We start from the raw sequence: 1,176 nt of genomic DNA on the forward strand, positions 1-1,176 counted from the left end.
GTGGTATAGTATCCAGTTTAATATAAAAATCGCCAAAACTGCTCAGCTGCGATTTTACCCAGCCATCCTGGTAATAACCGCCCTGGCAAAAGCCCGCTGTGCTTACAATAACTGCCTTATCGGCATTTTTACTTAAATCGGCTTCGGGCTTTATCCAAAGCTCATAACTATCATGAATAGGGGTTAAGCGGTTATGGATATGGTGTACCGATGAATAGGCTGAAACCGGTTTTGGTGAAATGGAGTAGGCAAAATCCAGGTCGTCATACAAATTGCCGGGCATAACAGTCACTTTTACCTTATCGGTACTAAACTCACTTTTTTTATCATAGTGAAATAAAGTACCTGCCATTTTATTGACAGCAGCGTTAAACTGGCTTGCTTGTACTTTTAATTTTAATGATGAAGTATTACCAGCCACATCTTTTACCAGGTATTCAACTTCATGTATTGCATTATCATTAAAGGTTATAATACCTCTGTTGATAGATTGCGGATAAAGCGAAATATGGCTGCCTGGCATAATAAAGCATTTCTGCATCCACCTGTGCGATGAGGTAAAAGCAGGGTAGTCTATATAGGCATTAATGGCGTGGGTTTGATCGAACGCAAAACGCTCAACTGCAAAGGTATATACTGTTTGGCCATCCAGTTTCAGCTCCARTGAATAAATTCCATTATGATTGGCAGATGTACTGTTCATATCGGTTGTATTTATACCGAAACCAATATTGCCACTTAAATGCAATACCTGGGGTTTTGTTAAGTGATAATTACCGTTTGCCCCGCTAACGGCCATAAATTCACGCTGCGTTTTTTCGCTGAATGGATTGCCGTTAAGGTGATAAATACCTATGGAAGTGATRGTGGGTGGCACTTTATCCGGAATAGTTAAGCCAAACAACTGCGGGTTGATGGTTTCTTCGGTTTGTGTATCCCTGATCTCGAAATGTACATGAGGACCGGCAGATGCACCTGCATTACCCGATATGGCTACCACTTCATCCTTACAAACAGGCACCTGGGCCGGACTTAATTTAAAGTCGGCCTCAAAGGTTTGATGCTCATACTGGTAAGCTTTTACCAAAGCTGCAACCGCTGGTGTAAAGCTTTGCAGGTGACCATAAACGGTGGTATATCCATTAGGATGGGTAATATAAATAGCACGCCCAAAAC

At 41.7% G+C, this 1,176-nt stretch carries 1 protein-coding gene; it reads right to left on the reverse strand.

Translation table 11 applies throughout. From position 1 onward, the window contains the following. The coding region (locus AC1DPZ_RS27660) for a M23 family metallopeptidase (protein WP_477409570.1) at positions 1-1,176 on the reverse strand (1,176 nt) is incomplete at both ends.

The sequence above is a fragment of the Mucilaginibacter sp. P4_G9 genome (assembly GCF_056400985.1).